Below are 17,438 nucleotides of genomic sequence, written 5' to 3'. Positions count from 1 at the left end.
CGCCTGATTGTCGGTATGATCGAATCAATGACGTGGCGATCGCCTGACTCACTCTTTTAAGATACAAGGGGCGGGTTCACCACTAGCCTCAAAAAGTACAGATAGGTTAAATAAACCCGCCCCCACCCCGCGATTTCTCTTCAAATCAAGCTCACTTGCTAACCGTCAATAAGTAGCCTTCGTGGACGTTGAAATTAGGGATAACATAAGCCAAGCTGCCGCTACCCACCGAAAAACTTTCTTCTTTAACGGTGACAAGCTTTGGCACGGCTCCTTCTTGATTGTTGGGAATCTTTTCTAACTTTAGAGTTATTTTCTGACCCCTTTGAATACCTAGCTGCTCCAAATTGCCGAGGGTTAATGTTACCGTTGTTGCTGAGGAAAAATTGGGGTCGAAATAACCTAAAAGTATCTGTGCTTTACCTTCAGGATTGGACTTGCTTGCTAAAGCGACAAGGCGATTGTTATTTGACCAACTCCGCACCCGCGAATTAACTCCGTCAGCATAAGCTTTGTAAGCCCACCAAGCTGCTCTCGGCTCAAAAGTATTAGGCGTGACCATCCCACTCAGCGTATTGTTGAAGCAATTGCTAACTTTATTTGGCCCTTGAGTATCCCAACAAGCTCTGCAAGCACCGTCAGCTTTTGCATACTCTAAGTTATACAAATAACCTAATATTTCCCCCGGCTGGTACTGCGCTAAGTTCCCGACAATTTCGTTGACGTAAATTTTTTGCAATTTCAGTTCCTTGTAAGAAGGACTTTGCTGAAAATTGCGTTTAGCCTCAATTACGTGATCGTCAACAAATAAAATCATCGCGTCGTTAAGTTCGTGCCATGAGAGGAAATTAACTTCAAGTTTGTTAGCCTTGCAGTAATCCAAAAAAGCGGCGAGATATTCTTTGCTGTAGTGGCCGAGGCTCGGCCCGCCAATCATTGCTGACGGCCCCAATTCTTCCCGCAAGATTTTGTAAGCTCTTTTGTAAGTTTCAAAGAATTGTTCTCTGCTTCCCTTCCAAAATGGATCTTTCCAATCTGGTTCATTCCATACATCCCAAATAATTTTTTTGCCTTTATTTTGCTGGGCTAACTGTCGGATGAATGCTTCCCACGCGGGGTAGTTTTGATAGGGCCAGCCATTGGGATTGGTACCGTAGCCCCACAAGTCGCTGACTACTAACTGAAACTCGGCTCCGCTGGCGATTATGCGATCGTAAATATCGAGTCTCCCGGCCCGCCAAAGTTTGGGCTGCAAGGGTTTGATAGAACTATCCGGCGGTTTTGTGGTGTCGATTCCGTGCAGGATGCCGCTCATGGAAATTGTACCGGTGGCTGGCTGTCCAAAATCTACTGTAACGTTCGATCGCAGTTGGGCGATCGCTCTTGGCTGTCCCAAATAGGCTATTAACAGAACAGTGACAATAGCTAAACAAATTGGCAGCAGTTTATTAATACGTGGGAACTTGAATGTAAATTGCATATCTTTTGTTTGGTTGATGTTTTGTGGAATGGGCATTTTTCCCGTTCCTAATAATGCTGCAAGAACTCAGTTTTAACGAACCGATGAAAACACTTCAAAACCCTGTATAGATTCTAGCACTTGTTGCCACGAGCGGGAGTTGATCAGCTCGCTGGTATCGAAATTAACCCCTTTTTCCACAGCAAAAATGCCAAAATTTTTCACCCAATCAAAGATAGTTTCTGTGGTAAAATAAGGCGTGCAGGCCCAAGCCGATTGCAAATTATTCACCATCTCGGACATATCTCCCCGATCGTAAGCCTCCCAAGCTTTCCACACTAAATAATAGTATTTCAGCAGGCTATCCACTTGCTGTACCTGCTTTTTGAGTTTCGGACTAATAGAGAAACTGTCGCTCTCATCGTCACTTACAAATGCCTGTTCAATTATTTCTCCATATTCCCGAAGCATCCGTTCTTCTTTGAATAGTTCTTGGGCTCGCGCTTTGCACGCTTGTCCTGCAACTCGGCGCAATTCGGGATTTTCTGCCCATATTTCCACCGTTTCTACTAACTCTTTTACTGTTCCTTCTGGGTCGATTGTAGGATCGGGGAGCAACTTTCCCGTATCTCCCAATTCTTCAGGAATCCCGCTGACTGCTGTGGCAATTACGGGCAATCCTTTCGCCATTGCTTCCATAATTGCTAGCGGCATTCCTTCTGCTTGGGAAGATAAAATAAAGATGTCGCTGGCGTCGAGCCAATCGGCAATATCCCAGCGCTGTCCTAAGAATTTAACCTGTTCTTCTACTCCCAATTTGCTCACAGTTGCTCTTAATTCAGGTTCCAGATTGTCGTGAGTCGTAGACCCCGGCCCGGCCCAAACAAAGTAAATTTGGGGCCAAATTGGACGATTTTTCAATTGGGCGATCGCCTGCAATTGATACTGATATCCTTTAATTGGAGTCAATCTCGCCGCCGTAAAACAAACGACAGCACTTTCGGGGATTCCTTGTTCTTGACGCAGGCGTTGGCGAGTAGAAAGATTTGGCGGCTCAAAATAACTATTTGGTCTGCCATAATAGATTACTTTTCCTCGTTCTAGACGCGCTTTAAATAGACTTTGGAACAAGTTTAAATTTTCGTGGGAAACTGCTACTGCTGCTTTGGCTACAATGTACTGGTAGCCAACTGCATCGAAATAGGGGATTTGATCGCCGCGATCGAAGGTTTCATAATTGCGATTGATATAACCCAGACTGATTATGTACGGTATATTTTGCTCGATCGCAACTTGTTTAGCTGCAAAGTTAGCCATCGGCCAGCCGTCACTAAATATAATTAAATCCGGTCGAGCCTGGGCATAAATCTTTTGAGCATCATCCAAATTGTAAGCTATTCGCAAAAACTCTTTCATCGTGTCGAACTCTAGCCAAATATGTTCGATACCTAGCTGTTTTTGTTCGGTAATTAAAGGGTTAGAAGCTTGACTTTGAACGCTGGTTACTCGGTAGCCATCGGCAGCTAATTTACACATCAGCGAGTGGTTAAACTGAGCCAATCCGCCGACTCCTGAGTCTTCTGTGTACAGGAGTACGTGCTTTGTTGGCGGCCTATAACTCGAACTGGGCTCGGGTTTAAACTGATAAGGATTGTTAGCTGCGATCGCCACTATGTCTTGCCATTCCTGTAAATTGGTTAAGGCATAGGCATCAAAGTTGTAGCCGTACTGTTCTGAAACCCCCTTAAAAGTTTCCAGCCAATTAAAAACAGTTTCAGTGCCTGTCAAACGAGTGTAATACAGAGATTTTTCCAGACATTCGACCATTGCTGGCAAATATCCGTCGCGGTACATCCGCCATGCTATCCATACGAAACACTTGTAACGTTCCGCGCGTTTCAAGTCGCGGATGTGCTGAGGCAAATCTGACCGCGCGAAAAATTGCTCCATCAAAATTTCCGTATTTTTCATTAATTTGGAGCCGTTGGACATAAGATTGGTATCGTGCTGACGATAGCCGGTTAATATCTCTTTTAACCAAACTGACTTGCAGCCTTTTAAACCTAAACGTAGCACAAAATCTAAATCTTCGGTTGGCGGCAAGCGATGATCGAAACCGCCCAAGCGTTCCCACCACTCTCGCCGCAGCATCATGGCGCTGGGACGGACTGATTTGTAGAAAACAAAGGCTTCTAAATCTAATTTTGGTTCTTCTTCCCAAGGCTTGACTCCATAGATGCCTTCGTCGTTTTTGCCAACAATAACCCAACCTGTTTGCACCATATCTAATGTGGGGTCAGCCTCAAAGCAAGCTACTTGTTTTTCGAGTTTTTCTGGTAAGAAGAAGTCGTCAGCATCTAGAAAAGCTAAAAATTCCCCTTTTGCTAATTTGCAAGCACGATTCCGAGCAATTGCTGCTCCTTGGTTATCTTGATAGATGTATTGAATTAAATCGAGGTAAGGTGATAAAACTTGACGAGTATTGTCAGTTGAGCCGTCGTCTACGACGATAATTTCCCAGTTTTGATAAGTCTGGTTTAGAACACTCTCTACGGATCTGACAAGGTAGTGATCGCAGTTGTAAGCCGGGATAATTACGCTGACTCGCGCTGTTCTTTTGGGAAGTATGCTAACCATTAACTTTTTCCATTCTGGTAAGTTTCTTAAAGATTGAGTGTCGGGGTCAATTCCGTAAGATTTAGAAATTGCTGTTAGACGAGCCAGCCAATCTATTACTGTTTTTTCTGGCGAGTAAGAAGTATAAAGGAAAGATTTTTGGTAATACTCCACTGCTTGCACCGGATAGCCACTGTAGTAAAGTTGCCACGCCATCCATGTTAGAATCTCATAAAAAGCAGGCCTTTCCAATTGGCGGATGTCTTCTGGCAAGTCGGATCTGCTGAATAAATTTTGCTTTAATAAAATAGAAAGGCTTGCCTGTTTCAGCGCTCTCTGGATGGACACATTTTGCCCGTGCTGGCGGTAGCATACTGTCACTTGAGGCAACCAAGCAGCTTCGCAACCAGATAGTGCTAAACGCAAGATTAAGTCGGCATCATCTACTGAATCATACTGAGAATCAAAGCCACCGATTCGTTCCAGCCACTGCCGCGAAAACATCATGGCGCTGGGAAGTAGGGGCATATAAACAATCCAGGTTTTTAAGTCTAGCTGAGGCGAATATTCCCAGAGTGTTACATCAGAAATACTTTCGCCTTGCTCTTTAACTATTCGCCAGCCACTATTAACAATTCCTAGTGATGGCTGAGCGTCAAATAACGCAACTTGTCCAGCTAACTTATCGGACAAGAAAAAGTCATCTTGATCTAAAAAAGCAATTAATTCACCTCGGGATTCCTGAATTCCTCGGTTGCGGGCTGCTGCTACTCCTTGGTTTTCCTGATAAACATAGCGAATTTTTTCAACATAAGGCTGCAATGCTTGGCGGGTGCCGTCGGTTGAGCCGTCGTCTACGACGATAATTTCCCAGTTTTTATAGGTTTGGCTGATGACGCTTTCTACCGCTTGCGCGATGTAGCGATCGCCATTATATGCGGGAATAATTACACTTACTCGCGGTGTCGGATTTGCTGTTGACATGAATTTTATCGGTGATAAGGAAGGAAGAAGGAAGTTCGGCAACGGATTCGCTCGACGGATGTAACGGAGGTCACGCAGAAGGCAGAAGGCAGAAGGCAGAATAAAAATGCTGTTTTACTGCTGATAGCCCTGCCAATTTTAATTTTTAATCGGTTATTTTAGCGTGCATAAAATACCGATTCAACCCCCTGCAATTCATCAACCAATTGTTGCCATTCGGCTAAAGTAATTAGAGAGTATGTATCTAAATGATGCCCTTTTGCTGAGGAAAAGTTGCCAAAATATTCTACCCAATTTAACAGGGTTTCTGTAGTCAAAAAAGGTGTGTACTTCAAAGATTCTTGAAGCCACTTCTGCATTCCGGTTATATCTTCTTGACAGTAAGCCTGCCAAGCATTCCAGACTAAAGAGCTGTAATGCACCCGGCTTTCTATCTTCGTTATTGACCTCTGCACCTCTTTTTGAGTAACAAAGGGCTCTCTTTTGCGATCGCAAAGTAAAGCTTTTTCGATCGCCTCAATCGACTCTGCTAACATCCGTTCCTCTTTGAATAGTTTTTCGGCGCGCTGCTTGCAAGCTTGACCGATTTGATGCCGTAATTCTGGATTCATCGCCCAAGCTTCTACAGTTTTCGCCAATTCCCTCGCGGTTCCCTCTGGATCGGTATTCGGATCGGGCAACAATTTCCCAGTATCGCCAAGCCCTTCAGGAATGCCGCCCACAGCCGTTGCAACTACGGGCAATCCCTTAGCCATCGCTTCCATGACTGCAAGAGAAGGCGCTGCATCTGCCACAGAAGTCAAAATGAATATGTCGCTAGCATCCAGCCAATCTAGGATATCCCAGCGCTGTCCGATCGCCTTCACGCGATCGCTCACCCCTAACTCTTTAATAGTTTCCCTCAATTCTATTTCTACATTGTCAGCGCTTCCCTCACCAGTTCCTGCCCAGACAAAATACAGTTTAGACCACACAGGAGACTGCTGCAACTGCTTGATTGCTTCGATCTGATATCGATGCCCTTTAATCGATGCCAATCGAGCAGAGGTGAAACAGACAATCGCATCTTCAGGAATGTCTATTTCTTGTCGCAGGCGTTGACGAGCCGCAGCATTAGGAGGTGCAAAATATTTGGGAGAACGCCCCAAGTAAATCACTTGTCCTCGCTCTTTTGGCAACTTGAAATGTTGGCACAATAAATTCAAATGTTCGTAAGCGCCAACAATCACCGCTCTAGCTTGCAGGCAGTGGTAAAGCACTCCTTCTACATAAGGCACTACATCCCCGCAGGCAAAAATTGCGTGTTCTGGCATAACTAACCCGATCACCATCATGTATGGTATTCCCATTTGAATAACTACCTGTTTAGCTGCAAAATTGGCAAATGGCCAACCATCGCTAAAAATAATCATATCCGGTTTATTACTAGCAAAAATCTCTTGTGCATCCTGAGTATTTCTTAACAGCCGCTGTAAATCTTTATGAGTGCTAAAATCCAGCCACAAGTGCTCTATACCTAACTCTCGTTCTCGCTCAACCAAGGGGCTAGAATGTTTGGTTTGCACGCAAGTGACTCGATAGCCTAATAGGGCTAACTGACAGAGAATGGCATGATTGTACTGCGCTAAGCCTCCCACGCCCGGATCGTCGGTGTTGTAGAGTAGAATGTGCGATCGCGGTTTTGAAGGTGTGAGAATAGAGCTCTGTTGAGATTGGGGTGGATTAGTCATCACCATCAAAATTATCTCTTGCCATTCCACTAACTTACTCAGCGAATAAGCATCAAAATTTTCACCGTATTCTTCAGAAGCTATCCTAAAAGTTTCCACCCAATTCAAGACTGTTTTTGTGGGCGAAAAAGGCGTATATTGCAAGGATTTTTCCAAACACTGGGCCATCTCTGCTAGATGACCGTCGCGGTACATCCGCCATGCCAGCCACTTGAAGGATAAATAGTGCTCCTGGTTTTTTAACTGGCGGATTGACTCAGGCAAATCAGGTCGATTGAAGAATTCTTTCATCAAAATTTCTGTATTCTTCATGAGCGGTAAACCGCTTGACATGATATTAGAATTGTGCTGGCGATAACAGGTAAGAATCTCTTCTAACCAAACTGCTTTGCACCCCTTTAAAGCTAAACGCAAGGCAAAGTCTAAATCTTCAGCCAAGGGAAAATTATCATTGAAACCGCCCAATTTTTCCCACCACTTTCGGCGCAGCATCATCGCACTTGGCCGCACGCATTTAAATATAATAAAGCTTTCTAAATCTAATTTAGGCGCTTGCTGCCAAGGCTTCATTTCAAAAATATTTTTCCCTGTTTCATCGACCATCAGCCAACCTGTTTGCACCATATCTAAGGTGGGGTCAGCGTCAAAGCAAGCTAGTTGTTTCTCTAGCTTGGATGGTAGGAAATAGTCATCGGCATCTAGAAATGCCAAAAACTCGCCTTGCGCTAGTTGGCAAGCAATATTTCTGGCGGATGCTACTCCTTGATTTTCCTGATATATGTAGCGAATTCTGTCAAAATAAGGCTGCAATACTTGCTGCGTGCGATCGCTAGAACCGTCATCTACAACTATAATCTCCAAATTAGTAAAAGTTTGACCGAGGGCGCTCTCCACCGCTTGTACGATGTAGCGAGATCCATTATATACAGGTATAATTACGCTTACTAGCGGTGTTCGAGTATGTGTTGACATTATTTAGCTCGCTGTTAACCTATGATTATCTAGTTTAGATTAATGTGGCGGACATTCAGCATTATTCTGTGTCCGGTAGATATACTTACAAAACCTTGAACTTTGGCAAAGTGTAACATATAATTTTACATGGAATGATTACTCAAAAGGAAAATAAAAAATGAATTCAGAAACAGTGCAAGTGAATTTCCAGCAGCAGGCAGAAATTTATTTGGCTACAGGGAACTTCGATCGGGCGATCGCACTTTGCCAACAAGTTTTGGCATCTGAACCCAATTCAGCAGAGACTTGCAAGACCTTGGGAAAGGCGCTGCAAGCTCAGGGTAAACTAGAAGACGCAAGGTATTGGTATAAAGTTGCGATCGCCCAGCAACCCGATTTTGCCGAAGCTTTTGCTAACCTCGGCACTGTCTGCGCTACTTTGGAACAGTGGCAAGAGGCGATCGCCTGTTACCAAAAAGCCATCTCCCTGCAACCAAACTTTGCAGGATTTTACCGTAACTTGAGCCGGATATTTACCCAAGTCGGTCAAGCTGAGGAAGCAGCAGACTGTTGGTATCAAGCACTCATGGTGGAACCGATAGAGATAGCGGAAGAATATCTAGATTTAGGTAATACTTTGTTGGCGCAAAACAAGCCAGAAAAAGCGCTGACTTGTTACCACCGCACGATTTATTTAAACCCGAGTTTTTGCGAAGCTTACTGCCAATTAGCAGAAGCTGCTAGCGAGCTAAAGCAGTGGGACGAAGCTATTGTTAACTACCGCAAAGCTATTCAACTCCAGCCGGAGATTTCGGATTTTCATTACAAATTAGGCAATGTTTTGCAAGCTAAGGAACTCTGGCGCGAAGCGGAGGCTGCCTACCGAAAAAGTATTGATTTAAATCCCAATTCTTTTTTGTCCTACTACAACTTAGGCAGCGTGCTGCTCAAGTTAGAAAAATGGCAAGAAGCTGCGATCGCCTACCGCACGGCTGTTGAAATTAACCCGGATTATTCTTGGTCTTACTACAGCATCGGTGCAGCTTGCGATCGATTAGAAGAATGGTCTGAATCCGCCGCAGCTTACCAGCGCGCTACTGAAGTAGACCCGAATTTTTTCTCAGCTTTTCACCAGTTAGGGGATGCTCTTGTTAAACTAGAAAAGTGGTCAGAAGCTGAGGCTGCATACGAACGGGCGATCGCACTAAATGCGGATTTATTTTGGTCTCATTATAACTTAGCTTTGACTTTAGTTAAACTTCAAAAGTTTGAAGCCGCAACACTCGCTTATCGGCGGGCGATCGCACTCAATCCAGAATTCTCTTGGACTTACCACAATTTAGGAGCAGCGCTGTTAAAAACCCAACAGTGGAAAGCCGCAGCTACGGCTTACCAACGTGCTATTGAACTTAATCCCACTATTTCTTGGTCTTATTACAATTTAGGCGATGCTTTGAGTGGAAATCACGCATGGAACGATGCTGTTTCCGCCTACCTTTGTGCGCTTCAAATCGAGCCGTCCCTCCCTAAAATTTACATAAAGTTAGGTGAGGCTCTAATTAAAAGAACTCCGGTAGATTCAGATGTAGCAACTAGCTACTATCACCACCAAAGGCAGCCGCGGCACGCCCCTGAATTTTACTGCGAAATAGCCCAAAAGTTTGCTGAGAGCGATCGGCTTAACGAAGCCATTATGTTGTACTTGATGGCATTAGAAATTAGACCAAAAGATCCAGAAATATCCCAAAAATTAGAGGATATTTTAGAAAAACAGCGTCAAACAGGGGAATCTACTCTATTATTAGAGTTAGAGGCTAAGGATCTTCGCGATCGCTATATCGCCCGAGTAGTCAAAGGCAAGACTTTTGCAGAAGTCGGCGGCTTGTGGGGAACTGTCAACGAAAAAGTATCTGTAGCTAGCAAATACGGTGCAGTTTCTCTGACAATGATTGATGCCATGCCGGCATCCCTCCAGTGGTGGCCAGATTTTCACGATCGCATGACAAGTTTAAATATTGCTAATTATCACTGTATCAATCGAGATATCACTCAGATTCAGCTTGCAGACATTGGCGAGCCTTACGATGTAACTCACTGTGCAGGAGTTTTGTACCATCACCCCCATCCGTTGCAGATTTTAGTTGCTTTGCGTCAGATAACTCGCGAGCATTTAATTTTCACTTCAGTTATTACCCAAGAAGTAATAGAAAATGAGTGGGGACGCTATGAAATTCCCGCTTCTGGAGTAATGTTTATTCCAGCTTTGGACGACGCTGAACGAGCTCTTTTAACAGCTTACTGGCGGCCATACATCAACAACAACCAACTTATAGGGATAACTGAGAAAGCAGTTTTTGACATGGACAACTTTGCGCCGTGCTGGTGGCTGCCTACAGCTACTGCTTTAGAAGCTATGTGCGAAGTCGCGGGATTTAAAGTTTTAGACAAAGGATTGACTTGGAACAATAATTCTCTGACTCTGCTGCTGGGGGTTTGAGGATTGGTAAACGAACAATAACAGGACTTGCTTGTGCACAAACGGCTAAACACCCGGTTTATGAGCGGATTCCTCGTTTTCTTGCCCCGATATTCCTACTAGAAACCGGGTGTTTTCCGTAAGTCTTAAATAAAATAGCTGCCAACCTTTTTTGTGAAGAAAACAGGAACAGGGAAATAATCAATGAACAATCAGCAACCAGGGACGCCGTTAGGAAACATTTTAGTAGTAGACGATACCGCAGAAAACCTGCGTTTGTTGTCTACGATGTTGAGTCAGAGGGGGTACACCCCCCGCTGCGTGATTAACGGAAAAATGGCTTTGAGAGCCTGCAATTCTAATCCACCCGATTTGATTTTGCTCGACATAATGATGCCGGAAATGAACGGTTACGAAGTTTGTCAGCATTTGAAATTAGAATCTAAAACTCGCGAAATCCCGGTAATTTTTATCAGCGCTAAAGATGAAGTTTTCGACAAAGTAAACGCATTTGCTGTGGGAGGTGTTGACTACATCAGCAAGCCATTTCAGTTTGAAGAAGTGCTTGCCCGCATCGAAAGTCACCTCAGCCTGCGGAATTTACAAAAGCAGCTAAAAGAACAAAATATGCTGCTGCAAGAAGAAATCACGAGCCGCTTAGCAGTCGAAAAAACTCTTCAGGAAAAAAACCAAATTTTGCAACAAGAAATCAGCACCCGTTGCGCCGTTGAAAAAGCTCTGCAAGAGCAAAATTTGGTACTCCAACAAGAGATATCCCACCGCCAGCGCGCCGAATCGGCTCTATTAAAATCTAACCAAGAATTGGCGCGTTCAAATGCGGAACTAGAACAATTTGCTTATGTGGCTTCTCATGACTTGCAAGCGCCTTTAGCAACCATTGCTAGTTACGCTCAACTTTTAGAAAAACGCTACAAAGACCAACTCGACAGCCAAGGTAGTAAGTTTATCGGCAATATCGTTCAGGGCTGCACCCGAATGCAAACTTTAATTGACGATTTACTCGAATATTCGCGCGTTGGCAGGAGTCGGAAACCTTTTGAACTGGCAGATTGCAATCATGCAGTCGAGCAAGCACTCGCGAACCTGCAAGGGGCAATCCGCGAGAATAAAGCCGTTGTCACCTACAGCGAATTACCAACGGTAATGGGGGATATTTCTCAACTCGTACAGCTATTTCAAAATTTAGTCAGCAATGCGATTAAATATCGCCACGATGCACCGCCTGTCGTTCATATAACCGCTTGCAAACAGGAGGAAAACTGGTTAATTTCTGTCTCTGATAATGGAATTGGGATTGCTCCCCAGCATCAAACACGTATCTTTCAAATTTTCCAGCGCTTGCACACTCAAAGAGAATATTCTGGGACAGGTATTGGTTTAGCAATTTGTCAAAAAATTGTGGAACTTCACGGCGGATCTATCTGGGTGGAATCGGAACCGGAGCAAGGTTCAACTTTTTACTTTACTCTCGCTTAATCGAGACCTACTTTCGGCAAAAGCTATAAGCTCTAAAGTAGGTAAATTTTATTATTTTATAAACTTTAACTCCTAACCTCGAAGGTAAAATCTAGAAGTTAATACTATTTAATAGTGTAGATGAAAGCCTTGAATAATTGGGAAGGACTGTGACTATCGGGGTGGGGAGAGGGACTACAGTTGCATTCTTTTTTTAAATGGTAGAAATTGCCATTGAGAATCAACAAGGTTTTGCGTTGACACTCTAGTTAGTGCGTGATATAATTATAAGTCTTAAAGACAATTTTTGTAGCGCTCGCTCACACCGCAATCTGACCGCCGATGTATGTGTAGGTGCAATTGAATGACTGCCATGAAAATACCAGGTAAAATTCAAGGTGGTTTAACATTTTTGTGATTAATAAATATTATGAAAGCAGTTTTTAACTTAGCTTTGCCTCCTATCTGCTTTAAAGTTCTGTTAGTAGAAGACAACCCTCATGAAGCTGAGCTGATTGAAGATTTGCTGTCAGAAATTGGCGGCGCGCAGCGTATAGTGCTGACGAAAGTAGAGCGCCTTAGCGAAGCGCTGCAGCGATTGAATCAAGAAACTTTTGACATAATTTTATTAGACCTTTCACTGCCAGATAGTCTGGGAATCGAGACGGTGGCTCGAATACAAGAGTACGGGGTAAATGTGCCGATCGTAGTTCTGACCGCCCAAAACGACGAAGAACTTGCCCTGCGGTTGATTTCGGTCGGCGTACAGGATTATTTGGTAAAAAGAAAAATCGACAGCGAACTGTTAATTCGATCGCTCCGTTACGCCATAGAACGCCAGAACAGTCAAGATGCTTTGCGAAAAAGTGAAGAAAAATATCGATCGGTGGTGGAAAATTCCCTGATCGGCATTGCCATCATCGCTCCAATTATTGACAGCGAAATTCCTCTAAATTGCCACTGGATAGAAGTTAACGATGCCCTGTGCAATTTGCTGGGCTATGAGCGCTACGAACTCGTGCAAAAGAATTGGCTAGAGTTGACTCATCCAGAGGATTTGGAGGCTCATTGTGAAAAATTTTCTCAGATGTTAGCAGGTAGGCTCGACGGTTACATCTTAGACAAAAGGTGGCTCAGAAAAAACGGCGAAATAGTTCACACGCGAGTTTCCCGGCGCTGCATCCGCCGCATGGACGGGTCTATCGACCGGATAATCGAAGTAGTGTTGGACGTGAGCGATCGCTACCGCTACGAAGCCAAACTGAAAGCGTCAGAAGAATTTTTAAACCACACCATAAATGCTACGCCCGACCCAATTTTTGTCAAAGACGAGCAACACCGCTGGATGATATTAAATGATGCTTTTTGTCAGTTGGTCGGCAAATCGCGGCAAGAACTGATCGGCAAATCAGATTATGACTTTTTTCCCCAATCAGAAGCTGCTGTTTTTTGGACAAAAGATGAAGAAGTATTGACAACGGGTATCTGCTGGGAAACCGAAGAACAATTCACAGACTCGGCCGGGAAAGAACACATAATTTCTACCAAAAAAAGCGTCTTCAAAATAGCAGACGGCAGTAAAGTAATAGTGGGTACAATTAGAGATTTTACCGAATACAGACAGCAACAAAAAGCCCTGGAACAAAGCGAAGCTCGCTTTCAAAAATTGGTAGCTAACCTGCCGGGAACAATTTATCAATTACGAAGGTCAGCCACTGGAAAAATGTCTTTCCCCTACATCTCTTCAGGCAGCCGGCAACTCTACGAATTAGAGGCCGAAGCCATAGAGGAAAATGCGGAACTAATTTCCAATGGAATTCACCCAGACGACCTCTTAGATTTAAAAGCATCGATGGCAATTTCAGCTACTACGCTGGAACCTTGGCAGCAGCAGTGGCGACAGACTTTGCCATCTGGAAAAGTTAAGTGGCTGCAAGGAGCTGCGAGACCAGAAAGGCTCACTAATGAAAGCAAATCTGGCAGCGAAGGCGATATTATCTGGGACGGTTTAGTGATGGATATCACTGAATTAAAGCAGGCACAAACAGAGCGCGATCGTTTTTTTACCATCTCCTTAGACTTGCTTTGCATTGTAGGTTTTGACGGGCATTTTAAACGTTTAAACCCAGCTTGGTCAACAGCTTTAGGCTACAGTATTAGTGAATTGTTTGCCAAGCCAATGATCGAATTTGTTCATCCAGACGATCGAAAAGCCACCGCAGCCGAAGGAGCAAAACTAATAGCGGGTACGTCCAGTATCTCCTTTGAAAACCGCTACATCTGCAAAGACGGTTCTTACAAATACTTCCTGTGGACGGCATCGCCATTTAGCGAAGAAGGTTTAATCTACTCAGTCGGTCACGACATTACCTCTCGTAAACAAGCAGAATCCCAACTCCAGCGACAAGCAGTAGCAATGGCCGCTGCTTATGACGGAATCGCCATTTTTAATAATAATAAACAATGTATTTATTCCAACGACGCTTATCTCAAAATGTACGGCTTGGCTAGCCCTAGCGAACTGTATGGTAAGAAATGGGAAATGCTCTACAGCAAAGCAGAAAATCTATTTTTTGAACTACAAATAATGCCGAGGCTCCTGCAAAAAGGGTACTGCAATATAGAAGCTACCGGTCAGCGCCGGGACGGTACTAAGTTCCCTCAAGAATTGTCGCTGACAATGCTGGTCGGTGGCGAAATCATTTCTATAGTCCGCGATATAACTAATAGAAAACAGGTAGAATCAGCCCTGCGATCGAGCCAGCGCCGGTACCAAACTTTAGCAGAAGCATCGCCAGTTTGCATATTTCACACCGACACCTTGGGAAATTGTCTTTATGTCAATAAACGGTGGAGCGAAATTACGGGATTAAACGCCGAATTAGCAGCAGAAATTGGCTGGATGAATGCCATACATCCCGATGATGTGGGGCGGGTGAAAAATGAATGGCATCAAGCAATTATTGAGAAAATTCCTTTTAAATCAGAATACCGCTTTCAGCGTCCAGACGGTCGTGTAATTTGGGTGATAGGCCAGGCAATTGCAGAAATCGGAGACAAGCAGGAAATTAAAGGCTATATCGGCACTATTACTGATATTAGCGATCGCAAAAAAGCAGAATTAGATTTGCTGCGAGTTACTCAAGCGGTGGAAAGCACCAGCGATGCGATCGGCATTGCTGACTTGACAGGGCGATCGCTCTACCACAATCAAGCCTTTGTTCAACAGTACGGCTACACCGCAGAAGAACTAAACACAGCAGGCGGATTAACAGCAATTTACCCCCAAACTAAAGTGCTGTTAGAAATGTTTAAAACGATCCGTAAAGGCAAATCTTGGCAAGGCGAGCTCAAAATCCAAACTAAAAACAACGAACTGGTAACAACTTTATTTCGTGCCGACGCCATTAAAGATGAAACTGGTCATTTAATCGGGTTAGTGGGAGTAATTACCGACATCACCGACCGCAAAAAAGCGGAGATGGCACTGCAGCAGCAATTAAGGCGAGAACGGCTGGTAGTTGCCATGCTCGATCGCATTCGCTCTTCCCTAAACTTAGAAGAAGTCCTGACAACTGCTGTCGAAGAAGTGCGGCAATTTTTGCAAACAGACCGCACAGTTATTTACCGCTTTAATCCCGACTGGAGCGGTCGGGTAGTTGTCGAATCCGTAGCCAAAGATAGAATTTCGCTGTTAAATATTAATAATATTGATGGCTGTTTTAGAGATAAATTTGTTGATGTTTATCAGCAAGGCTGTATTAGATCAATGGCAGATATTTACCAGGAAAATTTGACGGAATGCCACATGAAATTTCTCGAAGGAATTGAAGTAAAAGCTAACTTAATAGTGCCGATTTTACAAGCAGGAGAAAGTATTTCCCAGACCCAACAGACCGCAGAAAATCAGCTCTGGGGACTGCTGATCGCCCAGGATTGCAGGGGCCCCCGTCCCTGGGATGCCTCAGAAATAGAATCCCTCCGGCAATTGTGCGTGCAATTGGCGATCGCGATCCAGCAATCCACGCTATTTCAACAAGCACAAACGGAAATTGTCGATCGCAAACTTGCAGAATCTGCCCTCCAACAAGCTGCATTAGCCGCAGAAAGCGCCAACCGCGCCAAAAGCGAATTTCTTGCCAATATGAGCCACGAACTACGCACCCCTTTAAACGGCGTTTTAGGTTACACTCAAATCCTCAAAACCGACAAAGACTTAAGCTCAGATCACCAAGAAAGTCTCAGCAATATTCAACAGTGCGGTCAACACCTGCTGATGTTAATCGACGATGTTTTAGATCTTTCCAAAATTGAAGCTAGAAAAATGGAACTCTACCCGGAAGAGTTAAATTTTATAAATTTTCTCAAAAACATTGCCGATCTCTTTCAGATGCGGGCCTCTCAAAAAGAAATTTTATTCAATTACGAACAAGTCTCTCCCCTGCCTAGCTGCGTTCGTGTCGATCCAAAAAGATTGCGCCAAATTCTCATAAATTTACTCAGCAATGCCGTTAAATTTACTAACAGTGGCGGTGTGACTTTCAAAGTCGGCTATGTCGGCACAGGGGCCTGGAGTCGAGGGCAAGGAGAAAATTATGAGTTCTCGACTTTGAGTTCGGAACTGAAAGAAAATTATATGCGCTTCGCCCACAATGCGATCGCAGCCAAACACGCTTTAAAAATCCGCTTTCAAGTCGAGGATACCGGCACGGGCATAGATCAAAGCAAGTTAGAAGAAATATTTTTGCCTTTCCACCAAGTAGGAGGCAATACGTTTGTTGAAGGTACAGGTCTCGGACTCTCGATTAGCCAGAAATTAGCGAAACTAATGGGTGCCGAAATTCGCGTCCACAGCACTTTGGGAAAAGGCAGCACTTTTTGGGTAGATTTAGAATTACCAGCAGCTAAACGGTACTTGGAGGTGTCTCCTTTGCAGGAAAAACGCTGGCTTGTCGGTTTTATCGGCAACAAGCGGAAAGTGCTAATCGTGGATGACAATCAACTGGATCGCGATTTGTTGTGCAGGCTGCTGCGGCGTTTGGGATTTGAGGTTGCAGAGGCGAAAAACGGTCAAGAATGCCTCTGCAAAACAGTTGAATTTCAACCGGATGTGATTTTAATGGACTTGCGGATGCCTGTAATGGATGGCTTAGAAAGTGCCAGAAAACTGCGGCAGTTGCCGGAAGTAAAAGATGTTGTGTTAATCGCTATGTCAGCTAGCGTTTTCGAGGCTACGCAGCAAGATAGCATCCTCGCAGGGTACGATGCTTTTCTTCCCAAACCGATCGAAGCAAATCACTTTTTGGAACAGTTGCGCGTGCATTTGGGACTAGAATGGATTTATGGGGAATCTTCGGAAAACAAAAAGCGCAAAACTCCCAGTTTGTCACCAGCCTCTGATTTGCCTGCTTATTCTTCTCTGTTACCTGCAGCTTCTGAGTCAGTAGCAAAACTTTTGAAACTCACAGCTATGGGCGACATTGAAGAAATTTTTGATGAGAGTGCTAAGCTAGAGATTTTAGAACCTGATTTAGTGCCGTTGGTCTCGAAGCTGCGCCAACTTGCTAAGGGATTTCAGCTCAAACAAATTCGGACTACTTTAAACCAATATATCGATGGTCAGTAGTCAGTAGTCAGTGGTCAGTGGTCAGTAGTCATTAGTTATTGGTTCCAATGCCCAATGCCCAATGCCCAATGCCCTATACAAGTCTGGTACCTCATCTTTCTGACAAAGGCTATACTC

At 44.2% G+C, this 17,438-nt stretch carries 6 protein-coding genes; 3 read left to right on the top strand and 3 right to left on the bottom strand.

Annotated features, from left to right (window positions below; all coding sequences use genetic code 11):
• Nucleotides 1-151: 151 nt before the first annotated feature.
• From QUB04_RS25740 to QUB04_RS25730, 3 genes are all read right to left on the bottom strand, one after another.
• The gene (locus QUB04_RS25740; protein ID WP_333288774.1) at nt 152-1,516 is read right to left on the bottom strand and encodes a GH39 family glycosyl hydrolase; all 1,365 of its coding nucleotides are present in this window, start codon (nt 1,514-1,516) and stop codon (nt 152-154) included.
• A gap of 36 nt (nt 1,517-1,552) precedes the next feature.
• On the bottom strand, nt 1,553-5,059 hold the full coding sequence (locus tag QUB04_RS25735; RefSeq protein ID WP_333288772.1) for a glycosyltransferase: 3,507 nt from the start codon (nt 5,057-5,059) through the stop codon (nt 1,553-1,555).
• A gap of 158 nt (nt 5,060-5,217) precedes the next feature.
• Nucleotides 5,218-7,761 carry a glycosyltransferase gene (locus tag QUB04_RS25730; protein ID WP_333288770.1) on the bottom strand — a complete coding sequence of 848 codons (2,544 nt, stop codon included), beginning with the start codon at nt 7,759-7,761 and terminating at the stop codon, nt 5,218-5,220.
• A 160-nt stretch (nt 7,762-7,921) separates the two neighbouring features.
• Between QUB04_RS25730 and QUB04_RS25725 the strand changes: the two genes are divergently transcribed.
• The 3 genes from QUB04_RS25725 to QUB04_RS25715 all read left to right on the top strand — a co-directional run bounded on the left by QUB04_RS25725 (nt 7,922) and on the right by QUB04_RS25715 (nt 17,321).
• Nucleotides 7,922-10,240, top strand: coding sequence for a tetratricopeptide repeat protein (locus QUB04_RS25725; RefSeq protein ID WP_333288768.1), 2,319 nt, complete (start codon nt 7,922-7,924; stop codon nt 10,238-10,240).
• Between the two features lie 183 nt (nt 10,241-10,423).
• A complete protein-coding gene (locus QUB04_RS25720; RefSeq protein ID WP_333288767.1) occupies nt 10,424-11,716 on the top strand; it encodes an ATP-binding protein in 1,293 nt (430 codons plus the stop codon).
• Between the two features lie 409 nt (nt 11,717-12,125).
• Complete coding sequence (locus QUB04_RS25715; RefSeq protein ID WP_333288765.1) at nt 12,126-17,321, top strand: PAS domain S-box protein; 5,196 nt, start codon at nt 12,126-12,128, stop codon at nt 17,319-17,321.
• The last annotated feature ends 117 nt before the right edge of the window (nt 17,322-17,438 follow it).

The organism is Microcoleus sp. D2_18a_B4 (assembly GCF_036702475.1).
In the GTDB taxonomy this organism is placed as follows: Bacteria; Cyanobacteriota; Cyanobacteriia; order Cyanobacteriales; family Microcoleaceae; genus Microcoleus.
This window is presented reverse-complemented; position numbering and strand designations above follow the sequence as displayed.

Excerpts from the sequence above, each read along its gene's own strand:
- QUB04_RS25735 (WP_333288772.1), bottom strand. The coding sequence starts at position 5,059 with ATGTCAACAGCAAATCCGACACCGCGAGTAAGTGTAATTATTCCCGCA.
- QUB04_RS25715 (WP_333288765.1), top strand. The coding sequence starts at position 12,126 with ATGAAAGCAGTTTTTAACTTAGCTTTGCCTCCTATCTGCTTTAAAGTT.
- QUB04_RS25740 (WP_333288774.1), bottom strand. The coding sequence starts at position 1,516 with ATGCCCATTCCACAAAACATCAACCAAACAAAAGATATGCAATTTACA.
- QUB04_RS25725 (WP_333288768.1), top strand. The coding sequence starts at position 7,922 with ATGAATTCAGAAACAGTGCAAGTGAATTTCCAGCAGCAGGCAGAAATT.
- QUB04_RS25730 (WP_333288770.1), bottom strand. The coding sequence starts at position 7,761 with ATGTCAACACATACTCGAACACCGCTAGTAAGCGTAATTATACCTGTA.
- QUB04_RS25720 (WP_333288767.1), top strand. The coding sequence starts at position 10,424 with ATGAACAATCAGCAACCAGGGACGCCGTTAGGAAACATTTTAGTAGTA.